Here is a 15,027-nt window from a genome sequence, read left to right as displayed (position 1 = left end):
TTGGTACAACGCTACGGCGGGTTGGCGCACCGGTCGACGGCGCGGCGGCCGGGCGGGAATCCGATGCCTCCTTCGAGGAGGGCCGACGCTCATCGCCTGCCGGCAGCCCCTGGGGTTCATCAGGGTGTTCCGGTCGGACGAGTGGCCTGCGTACGGCGCGGGCCGGGAGGTCACCGGTGAGGAGCTGACCGAGCTCCTCACCGACCCCCGCAGCTGGGCGTACGCCGAGGAACCCACGCAGTGGATCTGCGTCGCCTCCGGCGACCGGCCGATCTCCGAGCTGGAGGACGGCATGTGCGACGAGGGCCAGTAGGCACTCGCGCCACCTGAACGCCTGTGCCCCGACCGACGTGTTGTCGGTCGGGGCACAGGCGTTAGGTCCTTCAGGCCTTGGATGCAGTCAGCCCGGACCGGCTCCGTTCCTCCGCGTCCGCGTCGAAGCCGATCGGCTCCCAGCGCTTCCCCAGCAGGGCCGTCAGGCCGAGGACGGGGGCGGCGAGGATGACCCAGTAGACGTGGGTGCCGAGGCCGGTGCTGAGGATGGGGAAGAAGAAGAGGGTCAAGGTCGAACCCAGGCGCAGCACGGCCTGGTTGAAGCCGATGCTGACGCCGCGCATCGACGTCGGGAAGCCCAGCGAGGCGTAACTCATGATGTGTGCGCCGGGGCCGAAGCCCTGCGCGAACATGAACGCGCCGAGCATCAGGATGCCCGCCGTCACGACGGCCGTCCCGGACGGATCCCCGATGAGGCCGAGCACCGTGATGGCGACGAACTGGATCGCGAAGCCCAGCGTCATCATCGGCCAGGCGCCGCGGGTCGACGCCCAGCGGATGCCGAGCAGCCCGCCGGTCAGGGCGAAGACGAGGTTCAGGGCGAAGGAGGACGCGATCGTGGTGAGCGGGCCCTGGGTCATCAGCGTGGCGATGATGATCGGCAGTCCGAACGCGACCGCGTTGTAGCCGAAGGTCTCCGCAAGACCGACCGCCACCGACTGGATCGTGCGCGTGCGGTACGGCGGGGCGAAGAGCCGCGCGTACGCGCCGAGGCCGGTGCGGGGCGCGCGGGGCGCCGTCTTGGGCGCGTCGTCGGCGACGCGCGCGTCCACGCCGTACGACTGCCGCAGGATCTTCGCCGCGCCTTCCAGGTCGCCCTGGTCGGCGGCCCAGGTCGGGGACTCGTTCATGTAGCGCCGGCGCAGGAGCAGTACCAGCAGCGCGGGAACCACGCCGAAGCCGACGGTGAACCGCCACAGCCAGCCCAACTGGGCGTCCGGCAGGACGAAGTACAGCAGCATGATCACGAGGTAGCAGCCGCTGGTCGCGGTGTACCAGGCGGGTGACCAGGCGGCCGTGCGAGAGCCCTTGCTGCCCTTGCCGTGCAGCCGGGAGAACTCGGCGAGGAACGCGATCGCGACCGGGATGTCCATGCCGACGCCGATGCCCATCACGAAGCGCGCGGCGATCAGCGTCCACACGTCCTGCGCGACCGCGCACACCAGCGCGGTGGCGACGAAGAAGAGCATGTTGGCCATGAAGACGCGGTAGCGGCCGATCCGGTCGACGAGCCAGCCGCCGACGAGGGCGCCGAGGAGCGAACCGACGCTGATCGAGGCGGTGACCGTGCCGGCCATGGTGGGGCTGAGGCCGAACTGCCGGGTGATGTCGGGCAGCCCGTAGGCCAGGGAACTCAGGTCGTACGCGTCGAGGAAGATGCCGCCGAGCGCGATGATCACGATCATCTTGGCGTGCCGGCCCCGCGCCGTGCCCGAGTTGACGAGATCGGAGACGTCGGCCGCGGAGCGGATCAGTACCGTGCCCGACGGCGTCACCGGAGATGTGCTGGTGGACAGGGGGGAGGTGGAACTCACGAGCGCCTTCCGGTGTGGTGCGAGGACGTACCGTCGGATCGTATGCACCGGCCGGAATTCACCCCTCCGCATGTCCACATCGTGGGCACGCCTGTGGACTCGGCAGCGGCGCGTGATCCAAGCTGTGACCATGGACCCATCCCGGCCGCGGACACAGGTGACATCCGGCGTTTGCCGTTCATTGGGGCAGAGCTGGTGCGGTGATCCGGAAAGCGCTCTACCTTCGTGCGAATGAGAGCGGCGGATAGCGGTATTCGGGTCTGGGCACAGCGTGGCATGTGGGGTTCTGCGTTGCTCTCATGCGGTGCCTGGGGCGCCGGCGCTCTGCCGCGCGGCGTGCCGAACGGGATTTGGGGAGCCCCGGGACCCGCCCTCGCGCTGATCGGTGCGACGGCGGCGTATGCGGGACTCAGTCTGCTGCTCTGGTCCTGGTGGCAGTTGGGCACGCTGCTGCGGGCCGGCGCGGTGATGAGCAGACGGCGCCAGTGGCTCACGCTGGGCGGCTGGGCGCTGCCCCTGCTCCCGGCGCCGGCGCTGTTCAGCATGGACATCTACAGCTACGTGGCTCAGGGCGCACTGGCCGGGCGCTCCTGGAACGTGTACGAAGTCGGGCCCTCGGCACTCGGCGGGCATCTCGCTGCAAATGTCCCCGAAGTGTGGCGGGACGCGCCGGCTCCGTACGGCCCCCTGTCCGTTCTGGTGAGTCGGGCCGTGGTCTTCGTGACCGGCGAACACCATGTGGTCGCCGCTGTCGTGCTCCATCGGGTGGCCGCGCTCGCCGGGCTCGCCCTGCTGGCCTGGTCGGTTCAGTGGCTCGCGACCCGGTCGGGCGGCGACGGCTCAGGCGCCTGGTGGGCGGCGTCGTTGAATCCGCTGGTGCTGGCCCACCTGGTGGGCGGGGCGCACAACGAGGCACTGATGCTCGGCCTGATGATGACCGGTCTTGTGGCGTGCCGGTCGGGACGATGGGTTCTGGGTGTAGTCGCGCTCACGTGCGCCGCGTTGGTGAAGGCCCCGGCCGCGGTCGCGTTGGGGTGCGCCGCCCTGGTGGCAGTCGCCGGTCAGACGGGCCGGTGGCGACGCTTGGGCCGCGCGGCGGGGATCCTCCTCGTGGCCGTCGGGACGCTGGTGCTGACGGTGACGCTCAGCGGGCTGGGCTGGGGTTGGCTCCATACGATCCGCACGCCGGCCCACTCGTACACGCCGATGTCGGTGGCCACGGACGTCGGGCGGCTGCTGAGGTGGATCGGGACCGAAGCCGGCTGGGACACCACGCCTGACCCGGTGACAGTGATGCGTACGCTCGGCACCTTGGCAGGGGGCTGCGGCGCCTTGTACTTCCTGGCGCGCGCTCCTCGCCTCGGCGCCGAACGCGCCGCGGCCCTGGGATTGTTGGCTTTGGTGGTGTGTGCTCCAGCCGTGCAAGGCTGGTACCTGCTGTGGGGTGTGGTGCCCCTGGCCACCGTCGCATGGCGCCCGCTGGCGGACACCCGGATCAAGATAGTGGTCGTCGTTGTGGTTCTCATGGTGTTTCCGTCGGGCCGGGGGCCCACCGTCCCGGATGTGGTCGGCGCCGTCCTGGGGATCTCGGCCATCCTGCTGTGGGCGGCATGGACGTCTCAGCGAGCCCGTGACGCAGGGCTTCAGCCTTCCCCCCGGCCCAGTTACGGAGAGCCTTTGCGGTTTCCCTGAAGTTATAGTGCGGGCGTTCCGGGGAACCGGGGCCCGGAGCCGGTCGGCCTCACGCGCCACCTCGCGTTCCTCGACGTCCAGGATCGCGGCGGATCCCCGATGACCACACCACTCAGGAGGCCGTCTCATGGAACCCGTCACGCTGATCACCGGTGGCTCGACCGGAATCGGCGCCGCCACCGCCCGCGCCCTGCTCAAGCAGGGCCACCGCGTGGCCGTCACCGGACGTGACGCGGACAAGCTCACCGCCTTCGCCGCTTCGGCCGCAGCGGGCGAGCGGCTGCTGACGATCCCAGGCGACACCAGCGACGAACACGACGTCGCCTCCGCCGTGCGCCACGTGGTGGACGCGTGGGGCCGGCTGGACAACGTCATCGCCAACGCCGGTTTCTCGCTGCCCGGCAACCTGGAGAGCCACGCCCCCGAGGACATGCGCGCCATGGTCCTCACCAACGTCCTGGGCCCGGCCCTGCTGGTGCGGGAGACCTTGCCGCACCTCAGGGAGTCCAAGGGCCGGATCGTGATCATCGGTTCGGTCGCCGGGGTGCGCAACACGCCCGGCAACCTGTACTCGGTCACCAAGTGGGCCGCGCACGCGCTGGCCGAGAACACCCGGCTGCTGGTCGGCAAGGACGGGGTCGGCGTGACCGTCATCGCCCCCGGAGTGGTGGACACCCCGTTCTGGGACCAGCGCGGCGGCACCCCCGAGGCGGCGCCGGCGATGACCGCCGAGCACATCGCGGACACGATCGTCTTCGCCGTCAACCAGCCCGCGGGCGTGGACATCAACCACATCACCATGCGGCCGTCCGGGCAGCTCGGCTGACCCCGCGCCCCGACGACCGTACGAAAAGGCGCCTGTGACGAGGATCGATACATGGCACTAGCTGATGTTCCTGACCTGTAGTGATGCCAAGTAGCTTCAGCACCTCGGAGGCCGAAATCAGAGAGATACTTGGCACATTGGTACACCGCAGGTCACACGCCATGGCGATGACTCTTGCGCGAGACGTTCTGTGCGGAGATCCCTCGACGTGGTGGTGCTCGCCCTACTGTTGCCTGAGGCCAGAGATCGGGTCTGCCGCAACCTCCTTCCCTTAGCGATCCAGCCGAAGCCGGGCGTAAGGCGCACATCTGTCCCTGTGGAGCACAGCTGGACGAGGCTCGTGGCGCCGGGGGCGATCTGTCGGCCAGAGAGATCGCACAGCTGATGGGCCTCCAGCGACGGCTCGAGAAGCAATTACTGGGCGGCTACCCACGGAGGAGCACCCCTCCAGGAGCGCAGCCAGACACCCACCTCCAGGCCTTGATCACGGCGACGGGAGGGGATCCACGAGCCGGTCAAGGACGTAGGCCGCAGCCCCAACGTCCACGCCGCCAGCCGACACGAACGCCGCTTCCAGGCGGCCAAGAGCGTCTGAACCAGTTCACCGTCACCCCCGACGACATGCCGGACCTCGACGCGGGATCCGGCGAACAGCCCCACATCCCGCCCCATGAACCGACGCAGAGGAAGAAGTCCCCAGGCCGAACCCGGACAGCGCTTCCGAGCAGCCGGAAGCGCTGTCCGCTCCACGGCTTCTGCCGCACGCCGCAAGGTTTGCAGTTCGGAGTGTTGGGTCGTCGGGAATCGCTGGTGCCCGGACGCTGGGGGGGGTCAGTGGATCGTCAGGCTGTCCATGTGGGCGCCGTTGGATCCGGCCGTGGTCGCGCGGGTCGTGACCCTGCCCACGGGCAGCGCGGCGGCGACGTAGGTCGTCTTCCAGGTGGCCCATCCCCGGTCAGGTGGAACGGCAGGGCGCTCTCGACAGGGGGAGCCGTTGACCGACACGGACAGCGGGCGATCGCTCGGGCCGCCGTTGGCATAGCGGAAAGTCAGCGTCCTGGTTCCGGCGTCGGGAACATCGACGGTCCACTCGATGAAGGCGCCGTCCGCCGAGGAGTCGGCGAAGCAGGCGTAACCCGACCACTTCCAGCCGTTGGCCGCGTCGGCGTTGTACGGGATGCGTCCCAGCTCGTCGGGCTCGTCCAGCCAGAGGCCGTCGCCGGGATACTTCAGAGCGGAGTCGAAGCCCTCCTTCCAGGAGACCCTCCACACCCAGGAGCGGGCGGCGGGGTTGGTCCAGTCGGGCACCGCGTCCTTCTGGTTCACCGCCGCGAGGTCGGCGGCGTCGAAGCTGTAGCCGGGCAGGGGCCCCGCGACCCAGCCTTCCATCTCGTTGGAGTTGTTGCGGTTGTAGTCGAGGGTGACCGTGACGCCGTTGGCAGCGGCCCACTCCGCGTATCCCGCGGGGTCGGGCCAGCGCTCGTCGCTGAACTCAAACCACGATCCCGACCAGGCGCCCGAGCCATGTCACCAGCGGTTGTCGTTGACCTGGTGGTCGAACGGGAAACCGGCGGCACGGTGCTCGGTGATCTTCTGACGCCACCAGTTCTGGTCGCTCACACTCGCGAAATTTTTGTCCGACGTCTGCAGGCCGAAGATGGCTGCCTGCGGCACCCGCGAGCGTCCGGTGAGCTGCGTGTACTGGTCGAGCAGGCCGGCGAAGTCCGGGCCGTTGATGAGGAAGTAGTACAGCTGGGGACGGGCCCCCTCGGTGAGCGCCCTTGATCAGGCTGGTGTGGATCCTGCCCGCCCGGTCCGCCAGCAGGGTCCGATCCCAGCCACAGGCCGGATGCCAGAAGGCGGACGGCGAACCGACCGCCCAGCAGCGCGACCGTCACGTCGTCGATCAACGGGGTCTCCGGCGCCGGGGGGCGCTCGGCAGTGGTCACAATACTCATGGTCATGAACTCCTCGGTGGTGGAGACAGGCGTGGGAGCCCGGATCGGGCGGACGGGGCGGTGGCCTCGGCCAACACGCGGCTCAGCAGGCTGCGCCAACGATCCGCCGGGTCCAGGGCAGGTGGTGCTTCCCCGGTCATGCCGCAGGTGTGCACCTCACCGACCGGCAGATCGCCCTGCGCGCACTGCGGGGTCCGTACCAGGCAATGATGCGGGTCAGTATCGACGGTGCGGCCCCCGTCGCCATCACGGTGTCGGCGCACAAGAACCAGGCGAGCCAGGGCCACGACATCTCTCTGGACGCCGTCGAAGGGCAGCGCTGAGGCGTGTCGTCACACTTCCGTCGTGGCCCTGACTGTTTTCAGCGGTCATGGACCGACCGAGGCCGCCCGTTGTCAGCCGCGAGTGACCCGCAGGCTGTATGTGACCTCCGCGTCGGGCATGACGCCGCTGTTGCGCGCGGTGATCGTGAACCGCTTCGTGCCCGGGGCGGTGGGGACTCCGGTGATGCCGCCGGTGTCCTTGTTCAGGCTCAGCCCCGTGGGCAGCTCGCCGGACGTTATCTCGTAACGGACCGTCCGGGGCGAGGTCGAGGTGACCTTGAACGCGTACAACTCCCCTACGCGGCCGTGGGCCGGCTCCGGTGTCGTGAAACCGGGCTTCGGCGCCCGCACCGTCTGCGCCTGGCCGACCGGGCTGCCGGACGGGTCCAGTTCTTGCAGCGACCACTCCTTGCCTTCGGTCACCTCGCTCAGGTGCCAGTTCTTCTTCTCGTCGGTCATGAGCTCCTGCTGGGCGGGCGTGAAGGCGCCGGCCTCGATGGCGGAGTTCCAGATCCGTACCGCGGTGAGCACCGCCGCGGTGTTGGGTCCCTTGGCGAGACTGTCCGTACTCGTCTCGAACCAGCCGAAGTTCGCGCCGATCGACGCGCCGAGAGCCAGGTTGTGCTCGACACCGAGCGGGCTCGTGCCTGCGTCGATCGGCAGTGAACCACCCATGGCGGGGAGGAAGTTGGCCCGGTAGAAGGTGTTGTTCCTGGTCACCTGCGCGTAGTTGGAGTCGGACCAGCCGATGCCGCCCCAGCTGATCCGCGACTGGGCGAACCACGAGTTGGACGACGGGTTGGACGCCTCGCAGATGAAGCCGTCGTGGGAGTCGAGCTGGCGGTAGACGCCGTTGACCAGGTGAGCGAAGCCCTGGCCGCGCCAGCCGCTCCAGGACACCTCCTCCAGTCCGTCGTACGAGATGCTGCGGACGCCGGTGGTGTTGGCCATCGTGGCGAGGCGGGTGGCTATCTCGTCGATGATCGGGAGGTCGCCCCGCGCTCCGCCGTACTGGTTCTCGCTGACCCGGGTGGCGTCAGCCCCGGCGGGGTGGGCCGCCGCGGCCGATCCCCACTGTGCCCGGCTGACGCCGGTGAACTGCCACTCGCCGGCGCCCGCCTGCGTCACACCGGAGTACGTGAGGAACTCGTCGCCGACGCGCAGCCGACGGCCGATGACGTGACCGCCGCCGCCGGAGTCGCCGTCGGCGTACAGGGTCGTGTCCGACGCGGCCAGCGCGCGGGTCAGCTTCACGGTCGCGCCGACCGTGATCCGCTTGTCGGCCGGTGCGGGAGAGATGTACGGGTCCCTGGCCTGGATGAAGTTGGACAGGGTGTGCACGCCGACCCGCATGCCGCCCGCGGCGGCGGTCGCCACCAGTTGGGCCGCGGCGGCGTCCGAGCCGCCGAAGCCGCTGTTGAACTGGTAGTGCCCCGTCGACGTCCAGGGACCGGCCGCGCCCTGCACGGAGTAGACGTTCTCGATGCCCGCCTGCTTCGCGAACTTCATGGCGTCGACGAGGTTCGAGGTGCCGAGGGAGTGCAGGGCCAGGAACGGCTGCCGGGTCGCCCGGGCCGTCTTCTGCCACTGCCCGTCGATGGTCGGGTATGGCAGCTGCTCGCCTTGTGCGATCTGGCTGAGCACGGTGAGCACGAGATCAGGGGCGCTGCCGTACACGGCCAGCTTCGATCCGAGGATCCGGCCTTCGAAGCCGGACAGGGGGCCGATCCGGATGCCGTCCTCGCGGGTCCGTACCGTGCTGTAGTCGTAGGAGTAGGCGCGCAGAATGCCACCCCACGACGTCTTCGCCGCGGCACCCCACTCGTTCTGCGTGCCGGCCTCCCCGTACGGCTTCGACTTCACCTCCGAGCCGAACCCGTACGCGTCGAACTCCTTGGGCCAGCCGCCGACGGTCTTGTCGTTGAGCGGGGTGATCCCGAGGGCGAAGCCGCTGTCGCGGACCACACCGACGGCCTCGCCGACGGTGTCGGTGACACTGGTGGCCAGCGGGCCCCACAGCAGCGTCCGCACGTCCACGCCCGGCGCTGCGTCCAGACCGACGACCTCGAGCGTCGCGTACGTCGCGTGGTTGACGACCTTGACCTCGACCGTCGCCTTCTCGCCGCTGAACACCAGCACGCGACCGTCCCGCCGCGAGACCTTCACCTGGGAGAGGACGTCCTGCTTCCCGTCGCCCAGGACGACGGACACGAGGGGAAGCGATCTGCCCGCCGACAGATGGTCGGTCCCCGTGCGTATGTCCTTCAGTTCGACTATCCGTCCTGCCGGGTCGAGACCCAGCGACAGGAATCCCGCCCTGATCCGCAACGGGCGGCCGGCCTGTTCCGTGATCGCCGGCCCTGCTGCTGCCGCCGGCTGGGCGAGGGCCGGCGTCGCGATCAGTGCCAGCGAACTGACACCACCGGCGATCAGGAAGTTCCTTCTGTCCATAATTCCCCCAAATCGAAATGATTTGTCACCGTTGAAGACCGCGGCGCCGACCGGTCGCCGTGTCGCCTATCGCCCGTTGACGGCAACCTCGAGCAGGTCGGTCGTCGACCCGTTCGAGCCGTCATCGAACGCCAACTTCACGTACTGGGCCTGGGCGTTGAGGGGGTACTGGTCGTGGAACCCGAAATAGGCAGTACCCGTCGGGCCATTGACGGTGCCGGCATCACTCCAGGTCACGCCGTCGACACTGGTCTGGATCTTGATCGTCTTGGGCGTGTTGACGTACTTCTGATCCAGCGTGTTGAAGTTGATGCCGATGTTCGCGAGATCGGACTTCGCGGGCAGCTTGAATTGAATCCAAGCCTTTTCGCTTCCCGGCACCGACCACTTCGACTGATCGAAGTGGTCGCCATCGATGAGCCTGCCGTCGGTGAGGTTCGACAACGCGTCCTGCCCCTGGTCGGCCGTGACTTCGGCGCCCTTCGCGAGGTTCCGGTACGGCAGCAGGTCCATGAAGACCCAGTTCGTTCGGTGGGTCTTACCGTCGAGTGTCACGTCCGCCCAGACGACTCCTCGCGTGGGTTCCTTGACCTGCGGGGTGCTGATCTTCTTCCCCTTGAACCCGAAGGTGTCGACTTCCTTGATGGCGACCGGCTTGTACTTGTCACCGCCGGCCAGATCGACGATTCCGCCGTGCCATGTGATCCGAGCCGCGTCCAAGCCGATGGGCCCGCCCGCGGTCGACCTGCCTTGTAGCTCGTACTTCAGCCCGTCGTTCAGGCCGAACTCGCCGTAGGCCTCCTTCCCTTCCACCGACAACGACGCGCTGAGCATGTCGGCGGCATGGACGAGGCCGTCCTTGACCGTCACCTTCAACACGCCTTGTTTGGTCACGCCCTCGTAGGTGCCTCGTACCGTGATGCTCGTCGTGCCGTCCGACACCGGATGCACGATTCCACTGGGACGGACGTTCGCTGTCCCAGGATCCGCGCTGCTGTACGTGACATGCGAAAGCTTGGCCTTCAGCGCGGGATACGTCATGTAGCCCTCGGCCTTGACCTTCAGCACCTTCGGCGCCAGTTGCTCACCGGTGACGTCGACGTCGGTCAGCTTGTACTTGCGCTCAGGATTGTCCGTCTCGATCTTGACGATCGTGTCGATCGGGTCTTCCTTCACATCGGCGAGGTCGATGGTCAGGCTGTCGTCCTTCTGACGGAACGACGTGACGGGGACATCGCTGTTCAGCCATCGCACCGACTTCACCCGATCCTTGACCGGACGAATGGTCAGGGACTTGTCGGTGATCGCGTCGAAGCCCTTCTTGCCGTCCGGCCCCTTCAGGATGTGCAGATAGATGTTGTTGTCCCGGGCGGTCGCATATCCCCATTGCGGACCGGTCGTGCTGTTGGGGAAGGCGAACTTCTCGTAGTTTCCTCGTCCATCGTCCTCGTAGCCGGCGTCCGCCAGGAAGTACGGCGTCGTGCCCGTCGTGGACTCGTGCCGCTCCGGCCCGCGTTCCGGAGCGAACCAGTTCGCGAGGTCCTCTCGTACGTCGATGAATTCCTGGGCAGCCTTCGGATACCGCGTGGCGATGTCCTGGGGAGAGTCCCAGTTCGGTCCCCGGCTGTCGAGAACCGATTGATCGTTGTTGTCGACATAGCCCCGACCGGCATTCATCACCATCTCTTTGGTGACCTGCCTGAAGTCGTCGCGCTTGCCGTAGTACGGCGAGAGCATGTTCTTGGTGTGGATCATCTTCCACGGTTCCATGGGGGTCCGCTTGAGAAGATGGTTCTTCCCCGTATTGGCGTAGATGCCCGACGCCTCGCTGGTTCTCAGATCCGGATCACCGTACTCCGCCCCCTGGGCATTCGAGTCCACGATGATCTCATCACTCTGGTTGCGTACCGCGCTGTACATCGCGTCGTAGTTGGCGTTGGGCATTGCCTGTGGACCGTCGAAGTACAGGTAGTCCGGAGCGTAGCGCTGAATGAGATCCTCCACATTCTGCACGAACACATCAGTGGAGTAATGCTGCAAACCGCCGCCCTCGGTCGCGTAGTACAGGCCGAACTTCATGCCGTAACGCTTTACCGCCTGTTCGTACGGCTTCAACCCGTCTACTACTTTTCCGCCCTTGTCCTTGGGGAGGTACTCCGCCCTGATGTGCTTCGGATCGGCGAATTTTGACGGCCAGAAGTAGTTCTGTTGCAGGGATTCCACCGAAACCAGCGAATGCCCTTCACGCTTCGCCCTCTCCGCCCATTGATCAACGGAGTAGTTGGGATCCACGAAGTAGTTGTACGTCGGGGTGGAATGGGTCAGTGCGCTGACCCTGCCTTCCTCGAACCACTTGTTCGGACGTTCCTTCACCTTGATGGTGAAGTCTTTTGACGCAGTCTTCCCTTCCTTATCCGCCACCTGGACGGTGAAGTGGTAGTCGCCTGGTTCGGTGTTGACGCCAATGACGCCTTTGGTGCTGTTCAGATCGACTTTCCCGTTGACCAGTCCATCCGCGATGGAGCCATCGGGGTTCAGTTCCAGACCATCAGGCAACTTCCCGTCGATGATCTTCCAGGTGTAGCCCGGCGCGCCACCGGCAGCCATGAACTGGAAAGCCGAAGCGCTGAGCCCGTACTTGTTGCCGCCCGCCGACTTGTTCCAGACGTACGGCCATTCCTTGTAACCGGTGGGCATGTTGTTCTTCGGGAGCGGAGTATGGATCGCGTCGTCGGTCGAGAGTCCCTGCGACACGATCTGCAGACTCCCCGAAGACCCTGTCACGGAATTGACCAGACCATCGATCTTGTTGCCGTTCTGATCCGCCACCCGGCCGTAGAACCCTAGATAGGCGACGTTCTGATCCTTGGCGATCGGCACACCGTTTGAATTCACGTCCTCCGTATAGGTGTGCTTGATCTGAATCATCAGCTTGTTCCAGCCCGCGTGCAGCTGGACAGCTTGCTTTGTCAGATCCTTCTGCACCTCCACCGGGGTGCTCGGGGCCGTCAGACAGCTGTCGTTCGCATACAGGCGGTACGAACCGCTCGCCCCGGCGTTGAAATACGCCTGCTGATCGACCGGACTGTAGACGTACGTGTGCGCGTACACGTACTTGTTCTTCGTGTCGACACCCTTCTTGACGGAGTAATACCCGTCAAGATCCTGGTAGTCGTCGTAGTTCCGGTTATAGATGCGGTCGTCGAAGTACTCCCAGTTTCTGCTTTCGTCGCCGAAGCCCAACGGCTCTCCGACCTTCGGGGCAATCTTCGTCTTCCCGTCGACCGGGGTCGCCGGGCCATCGGCTTCACATTCATACTGCTTGTCGACCACCGGTGAATCGAATGGCCCCGACACCAGCCACGAGTTGATGAACGGAGCGTTCCCGGCCGACTGCTGCGCGGATGCCTGCTTCGTTGCGGACAGGCCAAAAAGGAGTGATGCGACGATCATCACCCCCAGGAAATAAGCGATCTTTCTGTAGAAACTACTCACTGTCGAGTGGTCCTCTCTTCTTCAGTTGGCAGGGGTTGTGCGGTGGCGCCGACCGGCGCCGTCACCGGCCGGCACCACGCCTCAGCGGCGCAGGAGGTTCGTCGCCGGGCTCGCGGCCCGGACCTCGAGGCGCCGGAGCGAATAGCCGAAGGACGACATGCGCTTGATGCCCTGCATGCGGATGTACCGGCCCGACACGGGAGCGAAGGTGAGGTCGTCCACGCGGGCGCCCGCGGGCTTGTCCCGGACGGCGGCGGCTGTCTTCCAGTTCGTCCCGTCGTCGGAGACCTGGATGTCGTAGTCCTTTCCGGACGCCGTCTCCCAGTCGAGCAGGACGCGGCAGACCGTCTGTACCTGGCCCAGGTCCACCTGGATCCATTCGCCGTCCCGGTAGGCACTGGCCCAGCGGCTCGCCGGGTCACCGTCAGTGGCGTTCTCCGGTCCCAGGCTGGGCACTTCGGACGACGACGCGGTGGTCGGCCGGTGCAGCGCCAGATCCGCTGCGTCGAAGACCCGCATGCTCCACAGCGCGAAGCCGTCCTGCTTGCGGGCCGCTTCGGTGCCGACGAGACGCACGTACCGGGCGGTGACCGGTTCGAAGGTGAGCGTGTCGGATCCCGCGGACGCGCGGTCCGTGCGGCGGGCGACCGTGGTCCAGGTCGTGCCGTCGCCGGACACCTGGATCGCGTAGTCGCGGCCGTGTGCGGGCGCCCAGTCCAGGTCGGCCTTGGTGACGATCTGGGGGCGGCCGAGGTCCACGCGGAGCCAGGCGTGATCTCCCGGGCCGCTCTGCCACTTGGTGGTGCTCACCCCGTCGAACGCCGCGTCGGCCGTGCCCGCGGACGCGGTCGCCGGCTTGCCCGCGCTCAGCTCGCTGTTGGCCGGGGTGGCAAGTGTCGTGGCGACCTCGGTCAGGCCCGTACCCACGCCGAGCTTGCGCACAGTCGACATGAACTCGCTGTACGGGACACCCGAGTTGGCGCCGCTCCACATCTTCTGCGCCAGGACTCCGAAGGTCGGCTCGACCAGTTTGTGCACGTCGAGTTCGGTGTAGCTGGACTTGGTGAGGTCGTTCCACACCGAGGACATCGCGCCGAGGAGCTGGGGGTCCTTCGGTGCGACGCTCTGGCCGTCGGGGAAGACGTTGGGTTCCCACTTGTCGTAGAGGTACTTACCGTCCAGGCCGTGGCCGTGGTAGTAGCTCGCGAACGGGACGATGTAGAGCAGGGCGTCGTTGGTGTTGATGAACGAGTAGCCGTCCTTCTTGAGGGCCTGCGGGCCGTACCACGAGTTGTTCCAGCTGTTGAGGGTGACGTCGCGGTCGAAGCCCGTGGTGTCGGACGTCATCAGGGACAGGCTGCCCCAGGCGCGCGGATGCTTGCCGAGCGTGCGGATGTGGGCGGCGATCTCGTTGAAGTAGGTCTTGTAGCGGAGCTTGTCCGACCGGTACTCGTCGGCGCCGAAGTGCACGTCCGGACCGCGGAACCACGGCGTGAACTCGTCGAACACCGACTTCATGAACGCGGTGGTCTCCGGCTTGGACAGGTCCAGGTGGTCGGAGTCGCCGTTGTTGAGGCCGAGGGACGGCTTGAAGCGGATGAACGCGAGCGAGTGGGCGGGGGCGTCGAACTCGGGGACGAGCGTGACGCCGTTGGCGGCGGCAGTGTCCTCGAAGGAGTCCCAGTCGCGCCGGTCGTACGCCCCGTCCTTCGAGGCCAGACCGGACAGCGCGGGGTTGTCGGTCTTGAGGCGGAAGCCGGCCTGGGCCTCGCTCCAGGGACGGTCGCCCTTGAACCCGTTGTCGTTGAGGTGGATCTGGAACTCGTTGAGCTTGAACCAGCCCATGAGACGGATGTAGTCGCGGATGAAGTCCGCGGTGAAGAAGCGCCGCCCGACGTCGAGGGTGAAGCCGCGCACCTTGTAGTTCGGCCAGTCCACGGCGGTGCCCGCGGGGACCGAGTCACGGCCGTCGTCGAGCAGCAGGATCTGCAGGAGCGTACGGGTGCCGTAGTAGACGCCCTTCGCGGTCGGTGCGGTGATCCGTACGGTGTCGCCGGTGACCGTGAAGGTGTTGCCCTCTTCCTTGAACCGGGCGGTGTTCACCCCTTCGGGCACGGTGGGATCGATCGAAAGCACGATGTCGCCGCTGTGCGACTGGCGCGGCGAGATGGCCGGCTTGCGCCCCGTGACCTGCTCGATCTCGTCCGGGAGCGTGGCGAGTTGTTTGCGGAGGGTGTCGCGCTGTGCGCCGGCGAACACAATGCGGCTGTGTCGGCTCAGCTCGAAGAATCCGGTGCGGCCCTGCCACTTCTGGAGGGCGGGTACCACTGCGGGTTTTGCGTTGACCGGGTCGGGGGCGGCGCTCGCCGGCGTGGCGGGAGCGGCGAGTGCGAGGGCGAGCAGGGAGACCATTA

The 15,027-nt window shown here is 66.9% G+C and carries 8 protein-coding genes and 1 pseudogene; 4 read left to right on the top strand and 5 right to left on the bottom strand.

The features are described from left to right. Window positions 1-124: 124 nt before the first annotated feature. Window positions 125-313 (top strand): hypothetical protein, encoded by a 189-nt coding sequence (locus tag OG574_RS41635; RefSeq protein ID WP_326777429.1) that lies wholly within the window; start codon window positions 125-127, stop codon window positions 311-313. Between the two features lie 70 nt (window positions 314-383). On the opposite strand, the gene OG574_RS41630 is transcribed toward OG574_RS41635, so the two are convergent. Continuing rightward, entirely contained in the window at window positions 384-1,868 is a 1,485-nt protein-coding gene (locus OG574_RS41630) for an MFS transporter (RefSeq protein WP_326777428.1), read from the bottom strand. Window positions 1,869-2,099: 231 nt separating this feature from the next. Between OG574_RS41630 and mptB the strand changes: the two genes are divergently transcribed. Beyond that, on the top strand, window positions 2,100-3,560 hold the full coding sequence (gene mptB, locus OG574_RS41625) for a polyprenol phosphomannose-dependent alpha 1,6 mannosyltransferase MptB (RefSeq protein ID WP_326777427.1): 1,461 nt from the start codon (window positions 2,100-2,102) through the stop codon (window positions 3,558-3,560). A gap of 127 nt (window positions 3,561-3,687) precedes the next feature. Then, window positions 3,688-4,386: an SDR family oxidoreductase gene (locus tag OG574_RS41620; protein WP_326777426.1), complete on the top strand. Its 699-nt coding sequence runs from the start codon at window positions 3,688-3,690 to the stop codon at window positions 4,384-4,386. A gap of 831 nt (window positions 4,387-5,217) precedes the next feature. Here the strand turns inward: OG574_RS41620 and OG574_RS41615 are convergent. Beyond that, a pseudogene (locus OG574_RS41615) lies at window positions 5,218-5,871 on the bottom strand (hypothetical protein); the annotation flags it as partial. A 622-nt stretch (window positions 5,872-6,493) separates the two neighbouring features. Between OG574_RS41615 and OG574_RS41610 the strand changes: the two are divergent. After that, window positions 6,494-6,667 carry a hypothetical protein gene (locus OG574_RS41610; RefSeq protein WP_326777425.1) on the top strand — a complete coding sequence of 58 codons (174 nt, stop codon included), beginning with the start codon at window positions 6,494-6,496 and terminating at the stop codon, window positions 6,665-6,667. Between the two features lie 72 nt (window positions 6,668-6,739). On the opposite strand, the gene OG574_RS41605 is transcribed toward OG574_RS41610, so the two are convergent. The 3 genes from OG574_RS41605 to OG574_RS41595 form a co-directional block, all read right to left on the bottom strand. Beyond that, on the bottom strand, window positions 6,740-9,118 hold the full coding sequence (locus OG574_RS41605) for an Ig domain-containing protein (protein WP_326777424.1): 2,379 nt from the start codon (window positions 9,116-9,118) through the stop codon (window positions 6,740-6,742). Window positions 9,119-9,184: 66 nt separating this feature from the next. Next, window positions 9,185-12,613 carry a galactose-binding domain-containing protein gene (locus tag OG574_RS41600; protein ID WP_326777423.1) on the bottom strand — a complete coding sequence of 1,143 codons (3,429 nt, stop codon included), beginning with the start codon at window positions 12,611-12,613 and terminating at the stop codon, window positions 9,185-9,187. An 81-nt stretch (window positions 12,614-12,694) separates the two neighbouring features. Beyond that, complete coding sequence (locus OG574_RS41595) at window positions 12,695-15,025, bottom strand: discoidin domain-containing protein (RefSeq protein WP_326777422.1); 2,331 nt, start codon at window positions 15,023-15,025, stop codon at window positions 12,695-12,697. Between the last annotated feature and the right edge of the window lie 2 nt (window positions 15,026-15,027).

The sequence above is a fragment of the Streptomyces sp. NBC_01445 genome, assembly GCF_035918235.1.
Classification (GTDB): Bacteria; Actinomycetota; Actinomycetes; order Streptomycetales; family Streptomycetaceae; genus Streptomyces.
This window is presented reverse-complemented; position numbering and strand designations above follow the sequence as displayed.